Below are 15264 nucleotides of genomic sequence, written 5' to 3' on the forward strand. Positions count from 1 at the left end.
CCAGCCTTTGGGTGCTGAAATTGCCATCTCAATCACGCCGATGTCATGGCAAATTTCCTACAGTCACCAGGTTTTGCACATACAACCAACAGGACGAAGGAACAGATGGACGATGAAAGCACATAGATGTGTTTTAGGCCCCCATGAGCTGACAGGGTCAGGAACATACATTCTGCGAGTCCTTCCCTGGACGTACCCCGCTCCTGCGCATCCATGCGCTCGCGGGATGACCGCCATGGATGGCGGAAATGCAAGAATGTGTCAGGAACATACATTCTGTGGACCGCCATGGATGGCGGAAATGCAAGAATGTGTCAGGAACACACATTCTGCGAGTCCTTCCCTGGACGTAAAAAAGCCGCTGTACGCGGCTAAAGTTTTTTATCGCTCGAAAAAACAATCAGGTCGTTTTACGACGTTTGTTTTGTCGACGCTGGTCAACCACTACTGCCGCAACAATGATGACTCCTTTGATGATGTCCTGGTAATACGCATCAATCCGCAGGAAGGTGAAACCGGACAACATAACCCCCAAGATCAAGGCTCCGATCACGGTTCCCATAATCCGGCCACGGCCGCCCGATAACGACACGCCACCGATCACTGATGCCGCAATGGCATCCAGTTCATACATTAACCCCATACCTGCCTGAGCGGTTTTGATCCGGGCAATAGCAACCATCGCGGCAAGTCCAGTAAGCAGTCCGGCAATTGCATATATCTTAATCAGGTGCATATCAATATTGATACCGGACACACGTGCGGCCTGTTCGTTAGCGCCTATCGCATAGGTGAATTTTCCGTAACGGGTATAGCGCATCACAATATGAAAAATAACGGCAACACATAGAAACACTACCACTGGCATCCAGCGACTCAGACCATTACCCAGCACAGCAAAGCTTTCAGTAAAGCCGGATACCGGGCTGCCATCGGTATACCATCTGGCAATACCTCGGGCACTCACCATCATGCCCAGAGTTGCAATAAATGGTGGAATCTTGGTTTTGGTAATCAAAACACCGCTGACCAGACCCGCCAATCCGCCGACGGCAATGCCCACCAGGATTGGCACAATAAACGGTAGATCGGTCAATGCCGGATAAATCACTTTGGGCCATTTGGCAGTCTGTGCAAAGGTTGCTGCAATCATTCCGCTCATAGCGACAACAGAGCCCGAGGACAAGTCAATCCCACCGGTAATAATTATCTGGGTAACACCAATGGCAATAATGCCAATAACCGATACCTGCAGAATAATAATCTGTAAACGAGCCACATTGGTCAGGAAGCTCTGGCCGACAAAAATCCAGCCAAGTATTTCAAAAAACACGGCGATGCCGATTAAAACCAGAAAAATGTTAAATTCCGGTGGAATGCGTCTCTTAACTGCCAGATCCAATGTGTCCATACTGGCAGTAGCTGATTTCGTTACCATAATTACCTCTCTATTCTTGCGGAATCCACCTGCATATGCATTCGATGGTATTTACTTCGCGGCCAAATCCATCACACTGACCTGATCTGCCTCATCGCGGTTCAGTATTCCTGTCACTCTGCCTTCATGCATAACCACTATTCTGTCACTCATACCCAGCACTTCCGGTAATTCTGAGGAGATCATTATGACTGCCACCCCCTTACGAACCAGTTGAGTCACCAGTGTATGAATTTCTGCTTTGGCACCAACATCAATGCCACGCGTTGGTTCATCCAGAATCAGAATTCTCGGATTAGTCAGTAACCACCGGGCAATCAAGACTTTCTGTTGATTGCCGCCAGACAGGTTTTCTATACATTCCTGCATGGTCGGCGTTTTAATTCTCAGCTTCTTACTCATTTCCAGACTGGCTTCTTCAACGGCATGCTCGGCAACAAAACCATGGTTAACATAGTTCTCGTGCAACACCGGCAACTGAATGTTTTCCTGAACATCCAACGTCAGAAAGCAGCCAGTCTGTTTACGGTCCTCAGTCAAAAACGCCATTCCAAGTTTGATGGCATCGTGGGGGGATTTAATGGTTACCGACTCGCCATCAATGATAACCTCACCACTGCTGGCAGGAGTGACGCCGAATAACGCTTCAGCCACATTGGAACGCCCTGAGCCAACGAGTCCGGCAAAGCCTAAAATCTCGCCGGCGCGCACATCAAATGACACATCGGAAAAGATGCCATCCAGGGTCAGATTTTTAACCGATAACACAACATCACCCATTTCCACTTGCTCTTTTGGAAACATTTGGGTGATATCACGTCCCACCATCATGCGAATAATGTCATCACGGGTAACATCACTGGCCGCGTGTGTCGCCACATACTGACCGTCACGAAATACCGAAAACTCATCCGCAATTTCAAACAACTCACTCATTTTATGAGTGATGTATACGATGCCGATGCCACGTTCACGCAGGCCACGGATAATGGTAAACAGGTGCTCCACTTCATTTTCAGTCAGAGCGGATGTCGGCTCATCCATGATGAGCACATCGGAATTAAACGATACCGCTTTGGCAATTTCGACCATCTGCCGATTGGCAACGGTCAGGTCTTTAATTTCAGCGTCGGGATGAATATTGATATTCAGCTCTGAGAGCAACTCAATTGTCTTGCGCCGCATCTCATGGTGATCAATCAATCCCATAGAATTTTTTGGTTCGCGACGGATCCAGATATTTTCCGCAACCGTCATATAATCCATCAGTAACAATTCCTGGTGAATCATGGCAATGCCTGCTTCCTGTGCTGCCAGGGGCGTAGCCAGATGTACGGGCTCTCCACGTAGACGGATTTCACCTTTGTCCGGATGATAGATTCCGGCGATGATTTTCATCAGAGTGGACTTACCAGCGCCATTTTCTCCCATCAAGGCATGTACAGTGCCAGGCCTGATGCGTAGAGAAACATTATCCAGCGCCACAACACCAGGGAATTCTTTGCGGGCGTTAATGACTTCCAGTACATATTTATAAGGGTGCGACTGAGTTTCTGTCGCATCGACAGGCTGGCTTTCTACTCGTGATGCGCTGACCATAACGCAACACCTCCACGTTAGCAAAACTCAAAATTGAACAATATCAATGCAAATTGCCGTGTCTTACGAAAAGACAGCAAGAAAAAGATAGTGGGTTATTTTCTGTTTATTCCGATACTCAATCATCTTCTATTATTGTGAAGATGATTGAGTGTACATATGAACTTAATTCATAAACTCGTTCATATTGGACGGTACAACCAGTTTGAATGGTACCCAGACCTTTTGGTCGACATCTTTACCCTCAGCCAGTTTAACTGCAGCATCAATGGCACCTTTGCCCTGACCTGCTGCATCCTGGAACACGGTTACATCGAGATCACCGGCTTTCATCGCGGCAAGCGCATCTGCCGTTGCATCAATGCCGGCAACAACTACTTTGTCCATTGGACGTCCAGCCGCTTTGAGCGCCTGAATGGCACCAATGGCCATTTCATCATTGTTGGAAATGACCGCATCAAATTTCAGCCCGGCGGATAACCAGTTGGTCATCAGGTCATTACCTTTGGTACGTGACCATTCGGCAGTCTGCTCTTCGACAATTTCGAGCCCGGAACACTCTGGAGTGGCAATAACATCATGGATGTCTTTGGTACGTTGAATGGCGGCCTGGTTTGACAGTTCTCCCATCATGACCACAACCTTGCCTTTACCTCCCAGCAGACGACACACCTCTTTAGTTTGAAGAGTACCGGAATCCGCTTCATTGGAAGCCACAAAGGCTTGGTTATCTGGCAGCATTTCAAGATTGATTGGCTGACGGTTTACATAAATCAGGGGAATACCTGCGGCAGAGGCGTCATCACTCATTGACACCGTTGCATCAGTATCCACCGGGTTTATGATGATCGCGTCGACACCAGAAGCAATAAAGTTCTGTATTTGGTTAAGTTGTTGCCCTACTTCGTTTTTCGCGTCTTCCACTTGCAGAGATACGCCGGTTTCTTTGGCATAGCTCTCCATCCCCTTACGCAGGACAGTCAGGAAGTTGTCATCGAATAACGCCATGGAAACACCAATTTTTAACTCCTTCGCATAAGCGGGACCCGCCAGCATTGAAGTCGCAATTGCAGTTGTGGCTAAAGCAGCTAAAGCTATTTTTTTCATTTATTTTAACTCCTCTGGGTGAATGCCCGGATGCATTCTCTTATTTTTATTAATACCGGAAGGAGTCCAACATGGAGCTATTGAACTCCCTCGCTTCTCTATCTTCAGCTAACTGATTGATGCCGTTCTAAATGAGCGCTCACCGATCAGTCTAGTTTATATAGCAAGCCTTTAAATCAAGCTATGAAAGTTCATTGTAGAAATTATTTTCCATATTCATAGCTTACAGAATATACATTTCATATTGCGTTCGATTTTCTGTCTTGTCAACACTGAAAACAGTGGCAAAGAGCATCTCGACCGAACGACTGTATGCATTATAGTCCCTGAAATTCTTGTTTTGGAATTTATTTTTTAAAAAAATACAATTTAGAACATAAATTCCATAAAATATGGCTTTCTACTCCCTTTAATACACAAATATTCATATACATATGTTGCATCATGTTTTCAGAACGACTGGCACCGTGCTTTGGTTGGAAAACCATAGATCTGAGACAACTTTCTGCAACATTACCTGGGATCCTCACGTTCTTTGCACCACAGGCTTGATAAACCGGAGTTATATCGTTCTCGCCATAACAAAATAAATATTTCTTATTATTGTTTTACCGAAACACGTGTTCTACTCTATAAATACAGCCGTATAGTACAGTCCTGGCTCCAACAACAATACTCAGGCTGTTAGTAAGGTTACACGCGACCATAAGTCAGTAGACAGAACCCGTCAGGTATGTGCCATGTCGTATATCATTAAGTTCTCACTCAATCACATGGTTCACCCTTCCTGTGATGCCAGGGAGCTCATTACTGCAGCTGCAAAACTTGGCATTAAGGCTATAGAACTGCGTAACGATATTCAGGCCAACAGTATTAACGATTTGCAACAGGCGACTGAAATTGGTGCCTTGGCCAAAGAAAACGGTATTGAGATCTTAAGCATCAATGCCCTTTACCCGTTCAATATCTGGAATGAAGAGCGAGCAACTCAAGCCGATAACCTGGCCCAACTGGCACAGGCATGTGGTGCCAAAGGCTTGGTGTTATGCCCTTTAAATGAGAGCAGCTACCAGGCCACTGAAGAGACAAAGTCAGAGAATCTGAGAATCGCTCTTCAAGCTTTGGATGCCGTACTGGGACAATATCATTTATATGGATTTGTTGAACCGCTTGGATTTCCCGCTTCTTCCCTGAGACTGAAACGTACCGCGGCCGATGTCATTCAGGCGCTCAGTCTGGAGAGCCGCTTTGGTCTGGTTCACGACACATTTCATCATCGAGGAGGGGGAGAGCAGGAAATGTTTGCCAACATCACCAGACTGGTACACATCTCCGGTGTAGAAGACCCGGACGTTAGCTTTGACGTCATGCAGGATGCACATCGGATACTCGTCGGCCCTGGTGATCGCCTTGATAACATTAGGCAAATCCGTCAGCTATTGGCGAACGGGTATAATGGCTATTTCTCCTTTGAACCATTTTCAAGAGCAGTGTGGGATTTACCTGATCCATTCGCGGCGGTGAAGAAAAGTATGGATTACATTTCCTCGCAATTGTAAGCACTTAGTATCGGGAACAGGCGCGTTCTTGACTCTGCTGTCTGGAGTGGTCAGTGGTCTACAGGGCAAGAAGTGAAGTGCCATGGGATTTTTTAACACCATGGCGGGAATTGTATTTGGTCACCGTCGTTTTTGCCTGACAGGAACGAATTGATCAATCCGGTCAGTTTAGATGTGAAGAAATTCGTCACTGCGTCGATAAATATTGAAATGTATGAGAAATCTTAAGAACGTTCGCGACCATCAACTCAGCATGATAAGTCGTGACCGTCACAATAAAGCTTGTGTCCTGGCATTGAAGAATAACGGTATTGTTTGAAATCAAAAGTCAGCCAAACCTGCACTTTGTTAATGGAATTGCGTTTCGACAATGAGAGCAGAATCATCAAATGATAATGATTAATGAATGCAAAGCTCCATCATTATTATTGCAAACGCTCTGGCTTCTGAAATTTCGAATAACACCAGAATATTGCTCTATACTGAGCAAAGCCGCATCCAATAATTATTAACAACTGCGCTGTCAAGAGATATTGAGATGAAATTGAATGTCCGGTTTAAAATTGCGCTCAGCGCTGGACTCTGTCTTATCATTGCATCACTTCTGTTAATTGCTTATGGTCTGTACAGTTCGACTTCCACCCAGTCCATCATATCGGCCAGGATCACGTCCCTGGTGCGGGAAAATACCCTCCAGAACATTAATAATCTTGCTTCGGCACGCTCCAATTATATCCAGGCAAAACTGCAGGAAGGATTAGATGCTGCCCGGACTATGGCGCAAAGCTTTGAAGTTGCGCAAAAAGAAGGTGTACGCAAGGCCATGGGGCAAGATCGCAACCGGATCAACAACCTGCTGAAAACCATCCTGCTAAATAACGATAATTTTTATTCTACATTTTCTGCCTGGGAACCTCAGGCACTGGATAACCAGGATCTCTTTTTCCGCAAAAGCGATGACACTGGTAGTGAGGCCGGCACTGGTCGTTTTCTGCCAAGCTGGAGTAGAGATAGTACCGGGCAAGCAGTTGTGGCCACTCTCGATAATTATGACAACCAGGATTCATTTGCAAACGGCATTTTAAAAGGTGGCTGGTATCAGATCCCCAAAAGTACCCTACAGGAAAGCGTATACGGACCTGTTCCTGTCATCACCGACAACGGCTCTAAAATATGGCAAATATCCTTATCTGTACCAATCGTCGTCGACGATCAGTTTCTGGGCATAGCCGGCATAACCTATAACCAGGCATTTATCCAACAGCTGGTTGAACAGCTCGATGCCGACCTGTTTAAAGGACAGGGGCGGGCCATCGTTATCAATTATGATGGAATCATTATCGCCGAAAGCGAAAACCCCGATTTGACAGGCGAACACATCTCATCTGTCGTGCCTGACAGCGCCACTGAAATTATCCAGGACACGCAAAACAAAACCACAAAATCCTTCTACTCTGACGATAACCAGATACTCAATGCAATCGTCCCGCTGACACTGGGTAAAACCACAACACCTTGGTCAGTCATGATCTCATTACCGCAGACAGTTGCGCTGTCAGACGTACTAACATTGAAAAAAGAAATGGCTGATCGCAGTGTCGACAGCAGCCTTTGGCAGATTGTCGTCGGGGTTATAGTGTCCGCTGCTTTTGTACTCTTGCTGTGGCTGCTGGCCGGCCGACTGGCCAAACCGGTCTCAAGTGCGGTAGAGCTGGCTCAGGATATTCGTGTCGGCGAATTTTCGAAACGGCTCGATCATAAATCCAATGATGAGATCGGTCAGCTGACTGACGCCCTGAACACAATGGCCAGCAGTCTGCAAGAGCAGGTTCTGCTGGCGGAACGCATTTCACAGGGTGATTTGAACCAGACTGTGAACCTGGCATCTGATCGCGATAAGCTCGGTCTGGCTCTGCAGCGGATGATTGAACACCTCAATGCATTAGTGAGTCAGGTTCAGCAGGGTTCTCAGGAAATCTCCAAAAATGCGGCCCAAATGGCCGAACTCAGCCAGGGCATTTCAGAAGGAGCAGCAAACTCCGCAACATCTGTCACTGAAATCAGCACCACAATCACTCAAATGACCCAGCAGACATCAGAAAGCGCAGAGAATGCACACCAGGCTGACGTACTCTCGAAAGAATCTCAACGCCATGCGGAAGAAGGCAATCAGTTGATGGAAGAACTGAACCATGCCATGAAGGAAATTGGCGACTCAGGCAAAAACATTACGGATATCATCAAAACCATCAACGACATCGCCAGTCAGACCAACCTGCTGGCCCTGAATGCTGCCATTGAAGCGGCCAGAGCCGGAGAACAGGGCCGTGGTTTTGCCGTTGTTGCAGATGAGGTCCGCAGCCTGGCTGCGCGCAGCTCAAAAGCAGCGTCCGAATCCGCAGCAATGATAGAGAGCACTACGGAGAAAACCCGCGCGGGTACCGAAATCGCCGCTAAGACCGCCGCATCGCTGAAAGAAATTGTCACTTCTGCTCAGAAGGTTTCAGATCTCGTTTCGTTAATTGCACTCTCTTCGAGCGAACAGGCCTCTGCCTTAAAACATGCCAGCATCGGACTTGAACAGATTGATCAGGTAACTCACCAGAACAGTCAGAGCGCAGAGGAATGTGCCAGTGCGGCACAAGTTCTGACTCAACAGGCCAGACAGCTACAGGGCCTGATCAGTACCTTTAAGGTCAAAAGCTGATTAGTAACTACTCATAGCCAACAAGCTCTGGTCTGAATACCTGACACAGCTTGTTGTTAAAAACAATGGAATATTTATTCCAAAAAAAAACGGTCCATTGTGCATGGTAGCATTCATTTAGAAAAAAAATTTCATTCTCGGTACTCCTTATAACAAGTTCGATTTAATCGACACTTGGCTTCCGTCGTATCAGAACCGTGAAAAAATATGCATGAATTGGCATCCCTGTAACCCGGACCAACCCTGGCGACGTAATGTATTCATATTGTCTTTATGGAATTTATGTTCTATTCTTTTAAAAAATGAAATAACAGGACCATGCAAGCTTTTTACGCATTTGGGCCGCCGATACCGAACAGTGGAAGACCGTTTCCACCTAACAAAATACGGGTACACAACACATGAGCAAGAATAAAACTCTGGACTTGATATGCCTTGGGCGTGCCGCAGTTGATTTTTACGGCGAACAGATTGGCAGTCGTCTGGAAGATGAAAGCAGTTTCGCCAAGTATCTCGGAGGCTCATCCTGCAACATCGCATTCGGAACCTCTCGTCTGGGCCTTAAATCAGCAATGCTGACCCGGGTCGGCGATGAACATATGGGGCGTTTTGTTCGCGAAGAACTGGCCCGGGCCGGAGTGGATGTCAGTCATGTGGTCACCGATAAAGAACGTCTGACGGGTCTGGTGATTCTGGGCATCAAAGACAAAGAAACCTTTCCACTCATTTTCTACCGCAAAGACTGTGCGGACATGGCCATCGACAGCTCCGATTTCAGCCCTGAGTTTATCGCCTCCAGTAAGGCCCTGTTGATTACCGGCACTCACTTTTCCACCGAGCAGACTTATAAAACCAGTAAAACAGCCATCGAATACGCCAAGGCCGCGGGTACCAAAGTTGTTCTTGATATCGACTATCGCCCGGTGTTGTGGGGTCTGACATCACTCGGAGATGGTGAAACCCGCTTTATTTCCGATGATGGCGTCAGTCAACATTTGCAATCCATTCTGCCTGACCTTGATTTGATCGTTGGAACAGAAGAGGAAATCCATATTGCCGGTGGCAGTACTGACACGATTACCGCACTGAAGAAAATCCGCGAACTGACCAATGGAACCATTGTTCTGAAGTTGGGTGAACTCGGCTGTACCGTGCTGGATGGTGAGATTCCCGACAGCGCCTCAGACTTCGAAGCCTTTCAGGGCGTTCGAATCGAAGTACTTAATGTGCTCGGTGCCGGCGATGCCTTTATGAGTGGCTTTTTACGTGGCTGGCTGCGGGACGAATCTTATGAGCGTTGCTGCGCTTACGCCAATGCCTGCGGTGCACTGGTGGTATCCCGCCACGGATGCGCACCGGCCATTCCAAGTGCAGAGGAGCTGGATAACTACCTCACCAGAGCACACAGCGTACCCCGTCCTGATCTCGACAAAACGCTGAATAAACTGCATCGCGTGACAGCGCAACGCCGCGGCCAGCAATGGGACGATCTATGCATTCTGGCATTTGATCATCGCAAGCAATTGTTCGATATGGCACGAGAGGAAAATGTTGATCCGGGCAAAATCAAATATCTCAAAAGATTGTTGGTCAAGGCGGCAGAAAAGGGAGCCAGTCAGATTGGCACCAGCCAGCCAGGGGTTTTGATTGATGATACTTATGGCCAGGATGCACTCAACGACGTGACCGGCAAAGGCTGGTGGATTGGACGCCCGGTTGAACTTCCCAGTTCCCGCCCACTCGAACTTGAAGGCGGTAATAATATCAGCGCCAGACTAAGACAGTGGCCGATCGAGCACATTGTAAAATGCCTGGTGTTTTATCATCCCGATGACACACCGGAACTGAGACTGGCTCAGGAACGTCGCGTTAAGGAACTCTATAAAGCCTGCTGCGTCACAGGTCATGAGCTGTTGCTGGAATTGATTCCGCCACAAGGGTCAGCAATCACAGACGATACATTTGTGACCGCCATGGAGCGGTTTTATAACCTTGAAGTCTTTCCTGACTGGTGGAAACTGCCACCACAGACTCGGACTTCCTGGAAAAAAATTACCAGACTGGTTGAGTCGAGAGATCCCCATTGTCATGGGGTGGTTATGCTCGGTCTGGACGCTCCAGCGGATGAACTGAAAAGAGGCTTCAATGACAGCGCCGGTTTTAGTATCTGCAAAGGTTTTGCCGTCGGTCGTACCATTTTCAGTGAACCCAGCCGGCAATGGCTGCGGGGTGAGTATAACGACCAACAGCTCATCGACGGTGTCGTACAAAATTATCTGGAACTCGTTTCCTTCTGGAAAGAACGCAATAACAACAGTTAATCAAGTATTGCAGTACATCAGCAATGTCGGCCGGCGATGGCGTTAGGCTGTACCGGCCGGACTGGCGCTTCAGCAGAATCAAGATTCAAGAGGTCAGCAATCATGAAAACAATTAAACTCACGATGGCCCAGGCCATCATCAAATACATGACCGCTCAGAAAGTGGACATTGATGGCGAGATCAAACCCATGTTCGCCGGTGTATGGGCGATCTTCGGTCACGGCAATGTCGCCGGTCTGGGTGAAGCGTTGTATCGCGTTCGCGATGAACTGCCAACTTATCGTGCTCACAATGAACAAGCCATGTCGCATGCGGCCATTGCTTATGCCAAAACCATGAACCGTCGCCAGATGATGGCCTGTACCGCATCTGCCGGTCCGGGTTCAGTGAACATGGTAACCGCCGCCGCCGTTGCTCACGTCAATCGTATCCCGGTGTTGTTTTTGCCCGGTGACACCTTTGCCACCCGGATGCCGGACCCGGTGCTGCAACAGGTGGAAAACTTTCACGACATGACCCTGACATCGAATGATTGCTTTAAACCGGTCAGTCGTTTTTTTGATCGTATTACCCGTCCGGAACAATTGCTCAATGCGCTTCCACAGGCGATGAGAGTATTAACCGATCCGGTGGAATGTGGCCCGGTCACACTGGCAATTCCACAAGACGTACAAACCATGGCATTTGATTATCCGGAAAGCTTCTTTGCCGAAAAAATTCACCGCCAGCGCCGCCCGGGAGCGGATGCCAATGAGCTACTGGAAGCCATCACCCTGATCCGTCAGGCCAAAAAGCCGCTGGTCGTGGCCGGCGGTGGAGTCCATTACTCCGGCGCACTGGCTGAACTGGACAGCTTTGTCTCCAGCTATCATTTACCGGTAGGCGAAACACAGGCAGGCAAAGGTGCCTTGCCATGGGACCACAAAGACAATATGGGCAGCATGGGCGTAACTGGTGCGGCCTCCACCAATACACTGGCCGCTGAAGCGGATCTGATCATTGCAGTCGGCACCCGCCTGGGAGACTTCACCTCAGGCTCCCGGGCACTGATCAATCCAGACGCCAAGCTGCTGTGTCTCAATGTTGCGTCATTTGATGCCATTAAACACAAAGGACAGTCTCTGGTTGGGGATGCCAAAACCATCCTGCCACAACTGCAAAAAGGCCTGGAGGGCTGGCAACCGGACGGACTGTGGATTGAAAAAGCCGCGCAACTCAAAGCCGACTGGGACAAATCAGTCGATACCGCCACCACGGATCGCGGTACCAACCTGCCTACCGACGCTGAATGCGTGGGTGCCGTCAACCGTGCGGCCGGCGAAAAAGACATCGTTGTCTGCGCCGCCGGGGGCTTGCCCGGTGAGCTGCAGAAACTCTGGCGTACCCGTTATGACAAGGGTTATCACATGGAATACGGATATTCCTGCATGGGGTACGAAATTGCCGGCGGCGTAGGCACTAAAATGGCCCGACCGGAGTCAGAAATATTCGTAATGGTCGGAGATGGTTCTTATCTGATGATGAACTCAGAGCTGGCCACTTCTGTCATGCTGGGACTGAAAATCATTGTTGTGGTGCTGGATAACCGGGGCTTTGGTTGTATTCACCGGTTGCAGAATGCCTGTGGTGGTGCACCGTTCAATAATCTTCTGGATGATTGTCTGAGTACCGAAAACGGCGCTCCAAAAACAGACTTTGCCGCTCATGCCGCCGCTCTTGGTGCCCGCTCTGAGCAGGTGCATAACATTACCGAACTGGAAGCTGCACTGGAACGGGCCAAAGCATCGGATATCAGTTACGTCATTGCCATTGATACCGATGCCATTACCGTGGCCAGTGAAGGTGGAGCCTGGTGGGATGTTGCCATTCCCGAAGTATCACCACGCGAAGAAGTACAACAAGCCCGGAAAGGATACGAAGCACATAAAGTTAAGCAGGCAAAGAATTTCTAAATTTTCTAAAACGAACGTATGCCGACAGCAAACTGTTGGCATGCAGCGCCAACATTTCTTGGAGAATAAAAATGAGCGTTAGACTGGGTATCAATCCACTGACCTGGACCAATGATGATCTGCCTGAACTTGGAGCGGATACGCCGCTGGAAACCTGCCTGAGCGAAGGCAAACAGGCTGGATTTTCCGGCTTTGAGCTGGGACAGAAATTTCCCCGCAAGTCCGAAGTGCTCGGCCCTATTCTGGATAACCATGGCCTGAGCCTGGTGTCAGGATGGTATAGCTCTGAGCTGCTGAACCGCAGCGTCGAAGCTGAAATCGAAGCCATTCAGGGCCATCTCAAATTATTAAAGGACCTGGGCGCAACGGCCATGGTCTACTGCGAGGTAACCGGCTGCATACACGGTCAGCGTGAAACCCCTCTGTCCCATAAACCCAACATGACCGACGAACAATGGAAAGAGTTCACCAGTCGCCTTAATCAGGTGGCCGACTACTGTCAGGATCAGGGTGTCAAAATTGCCTACCATCACCACATGGGAACTGTCGTGCAAACTGAGGCGGAAGTGGACAGACTGATGGAAATGACCCGGGATTCCGTTGGCTTGCTGCTCGATACCGGCCACCTGACCTATGCCGGCGGCGACCCGATCGCCGTTCAAAAACGCCATGCCAGTCGAATTAATCATGTGCACTGCAAGGACATGAGAAAAGCGGTACTGACAGACTCTCTCAACCGCGACAGAAGCTTCCTCGATTCGGTACTCGATGGTGTGTTTACCGTTCCTGGAGACGGTTTTATCGATTATCCAACCCTGTTCAAAGGCCTCAAAGAAGCCAACTACCAAGGCTGGCTGGTGGTCGAAGCAGAACAGGATCCGGCCGTTGCCCACCCCCTCACTTATGCAACCATGGGGCATGACAATCTGGTCAAACTGTGCGCTGACGCAGGACTGAGCATTCAAAAGTAACCCGACCAGGCGGAAACGGTCAGCGAAGACAAAACGAGGATGTAGAACATGAAAGTACTCGGAAATTTTATCAACAATCAGGCAGTGGCCAGCGCCAGCGGACGCTTCGGCCCTGTCTTTAACCCGGCAACCGGAGAACAGTCATCCCAGGTAACCCTGTCCACTGCCGAAGAAACCCGTCAGGCCATCGCGGCGGCAGAAAAAGCATTCGTCAGCTGGAGCAAAGTGACACCATTAAATCGGGCCCGCATCCTGTTTAAGTTCAAAGCGCTCGTGGAAGAACATGCTGATGAACTGGCGACCCTGATCACATCCGAGCACGGCAAAGTGTTTTCCGATGCCAAAGGCGAACTGACCCGGGGTCTGGAAGTGGTGGAGTTCGCCTGTGGCATTCCTCATCTGCTCAAAGGCGAACATAGCCTCAATGTCGGTCGAGGCGTGGACAGTTTCTCGCTAATGCAGCCGATGGGCGTTTGTGCCGGTATTTCGCCGTTCAACTTCCCCGCCATGGTCCCCATGTGGATGTTCCCGATTGCCATTGCCTGCGGCAACACATTCGTGATGAAACCTTCCGAAAAAGATCCGGCCACCACGTACCGGCTGGCGGAACTGCTGGCGGAAGCCGGACTGCCCGAAGGTGTATTCAATATCGTTAATGGTGACAAAGAAGCGGTTGATGTGTTGTTAACGGATGACCGAATCGCCGCAGTCAGTTTTGTCGGTTCCACCCCTATTGCCGAATATATCTACCGTACAGCCAGCGAACACGGCAAGCGGGTACAGGCACTGGGTGGTGCCAAGAATCACATGGTCATCATGCCGGACGCAGACCCAACACAGGTCGTCCACTCATTAATGGGGGCCGCTTACGGCTCTGCCGGTGAACGCTGCATGGCCATTTCAGTGGCCGTCTGCGTCGGCGATGAGGTGGCTGACCATCTGATCGCCTCTCTGACCAAAGAAATTGAAACCATGCGTGTCGGCCCGGGTATTGGCCTGCCGGAAGAGAGCCACATGGGGCCATTGATCAGCAAAGAACATGCTGGCAAAGTGAAAGCCTATATCGACAGCGGCGTGGAAGAAGGTGCCACGCTGATTGTAGATGGCCGTAACTTTACTTACCCTGGTCATGAAAACGGTTATTTCGTGGGCCCTACCCTGTTTGATCATGTCAAACCGGGAATGCGGATTTACAACGAAGAAATTTTCGGACCGGTACTGTCCGTTGTCAGAGTGAGCAGTTACGATGAAGCGGTAAAACTCATTAATGCTCATGAGTATGGCAATGGAACCGCTATTTTTACCCGTGATGGCGATAGCGCACGACAATTCTGTGAAGACATTCAGGTCGGTATGGTCGGCGTCAATATTCCTATTCCGGTGCCAATGGCGTTCCATAGCTTCGGTGGCTGGAAGCGTTCATTATTTGGTCCACTGCACATGCATGGCCCTGATGGCGTGCGGTTTTACACCAAAATGAAAACCGTCACGGCGCGTTGGCCCACCGGCCAGAGAGCCGGAGCGGAATTTTCCATGCCAACCATGAAGTAAGCCAACTGTTGACCGGTAAGCCTGACTTACCGGTCTTTTCAACTGTCCCGGACAAGCG

At 49.2% G+C, this 15264-nt stretch carries 9 protein-coding genes; 6 read left to right on the forward strand and 3 right to left on the reverse strand.

The genetic code is table 11. The features are described from left to right. Nucleotides 1–400: 400 nt before the first annotated feature. From YC6258_RS23990 to YC6258_RS24000, 3 genes are all read right to left on the reverse strand, one after another. Nucleotides 401–1438: an ABC transporter permease gene (locus YC6258_RS23990; RefSeq protein ID WP_044619128.1), complete on the reverse strand. Its 1038-nt coding sequence runs from the start codon at nt 1436–1438 to the stop codon at nt 401–403. Nucleotides 1439–1489: 51 nt separating this feature from the next. Further along, nucleotides 1490–3037 carry a sugar ABC transporter ATP-binding protein gene (locus tag YC6258_RS23995; protein ID WP_044619129.1) on the reverse strand — a complete coding sequence of 516 codons (1548 nt, stop codon included), beginning with the start codon at nt 3035–3037 and terminating at the stop codon, nt 1490–1492. 165 nt (nt 3038–3202) lie between these two features. Next, the gene (locus YC6258_RS24000) at nt 3203–4144 is read right to left on the reverse strand and encodes a sugar ABC transporter substrate-binding protein (protein WP_044619130.1); all 942 of its coding nucleotides are present in this window, start codon (nt 4142–4144) and stop codon (nt 3203–3205) included. Between the two features lie 740 nt (nt 4145–4884). Between YC6258_RS24000 and YC6258_RS24005 the strand changes: the two genes are divergently transcribed. The 6 genes from YC6258_RS24005 to YC6258_RS24030 all read left to right on the forward strand — a co-directional run bounded on the left by YC6258_RS24005 (nt 4885) and on the right by YC6258_RS24030 (nt 15206). Next, entirely contained in the window at nt 4885–5703 is an 819-nt protein-coding gene (locus YC6258_RS24005) for a TIM barrel protein (RefSeq protein WP_044619131.1), read from the forward strand. 538 nt (nt 5704–6241) lie between these two features. Then, a complete protein-coding gene (locus tag YC6258_RS24010; protein WP_044619132.1) occupies nt 6242–8410 on the forward strand; it encodes a methyl-accepting chemotaxis protein in 2169 nt (722 codons plus the stop codon). Nucleotides 8411–8811: 401 nt separating this feature from the next. Beyond that, on the forward strand, nt 8812–10731 hold the full coding sequence (locus YC6258_RS24015; protein ID WP_044619133.1) for a bifunctional 5-dehydro-2-deoxygluconokinase/5-dehydro-2-deoxyphosphogluconate aldolase: 1920 nt from the start codon (nt 8812–8814) through the stop codon (nt 10729–10731). Nucleotides 10732–10833: 102 nt separating this feature from the next. Next, nucleotides 10834–12684, forward strand: coding sequence for a 3D-(3,5/4)-trihydroxycyclohexane-1,2-dione acylhydrolase (decyclizing) (iolD, locus tag YC6258_RS24020; RefSeq protein WP_044619134.1), 1851 nt, complete (start codon nt 10834–10836; stop codon nt 12682–12684). Between the two features lie 71 nt (nt 12685–12755). Then, nucleotides 12756–13655 carry a myo-inosose-2 dehydratase gene (gene iolE / locus YC6258_RS24025; RefSeq protein WP_044619135.1) on the forward strand — a complete coding sequence of 300 codons (900 nt, stop codon included), beginning with the start codon at nt 12756–12758 and terminating at the stop codon, nt 13653–13655. 48 nt (nt 13656–13703) lie between these two features. Next, the gene (locus YC6258_RS24030; RefSeq protein ID WP_044619136.1) at nt 13704–15206 is read left to right on the forward strand and encodes a CoA-acylating methylmalonate-semialdehyde dehydrogenase; all 1503 of its coding nucleotides are present in this window, start codon (nt 13704–13706) and stop codon (nt 15204–15206) included. Nucleotides 15207–15264 lie beyond the last annotated feature (58 nt).

Origin of the sequence: Gynuella sunshinyii YC6258 (genome assembly GCF_000940805.1) — a bacterium.
Taxonomy (GTDB): Bacteria; Pseudomonadota; Gammaproteobacteria; order Pseudomonadales; family Natronospirillaceae; genus Gynuella; species Gynuella sunshinyii.

Excerpts from the sequence above, each read along its gene's own strand:
- YC6258_RS23990 (WP_044619128.1), bottom strand. The coding sequence starts at position 1,438 with ATGGTAACGAAATCAGCTACTGCCAGTATGGACACATTGGATCTGGCA.
- YC6258_RS23995 (WP_044619129.1), bottom strand. The coding sequence starts at position 3,037 with ATGGTCAGCGCATCACGAGTAGAAAGCCAGCCTGTCGATGCGACAGAA.
- YC6258_RS24000 (WP_044619130.1), bottom strand. The coding sequence starts at position 4,144 with ATGAAAAAAATAGCTTTAGCTGCTTTAGCCACAACTGCAATTGCGACT.
- YC6258_RS24005 (WP_044619131.1), top strand. The coding sequence starts at position 4,885 with ATGTCGTATATCATTAAGTTCTCACTCAATCACATGGTTCACCCTTCC.
- YC6258_RS24010 (WP_044619132.1), top strand. The coding sequence starts at position 6,242 with ATGAAATTGAATGTCCGGTTTAAAATTGCGCTCAGCGCTGGACTCTGT.
- YC6258_RS24015 (WP_044619133.1), top strand. The coding sequence starts at position 8,812 with ATGAGCAAGAATAAAACTCTGGACTTGATATGCCTTGGGCGTGCCGCA.
- iolD (WP_044619134.1), top strand. The coding sequence starts at position 10,834 with ATGAAAACAATTAAACTCACGATGGCCCAGGCCATCATCAAATACATG.
- iolE (WP_044619135.1), top strand. The coding sequence starts at position 12,756 with ATGAGCGTTAGACTGGGTATCAATCCACTGACCTGGACCAATGATGAT.
- YC6258_RS24030 (WP_044619136.1), top strand. The coding sequence starts at position 13,704 with ATGAAAGTACTCGGAAATTTTATCAACAATCAGGCAGTGGCCAGCGCC.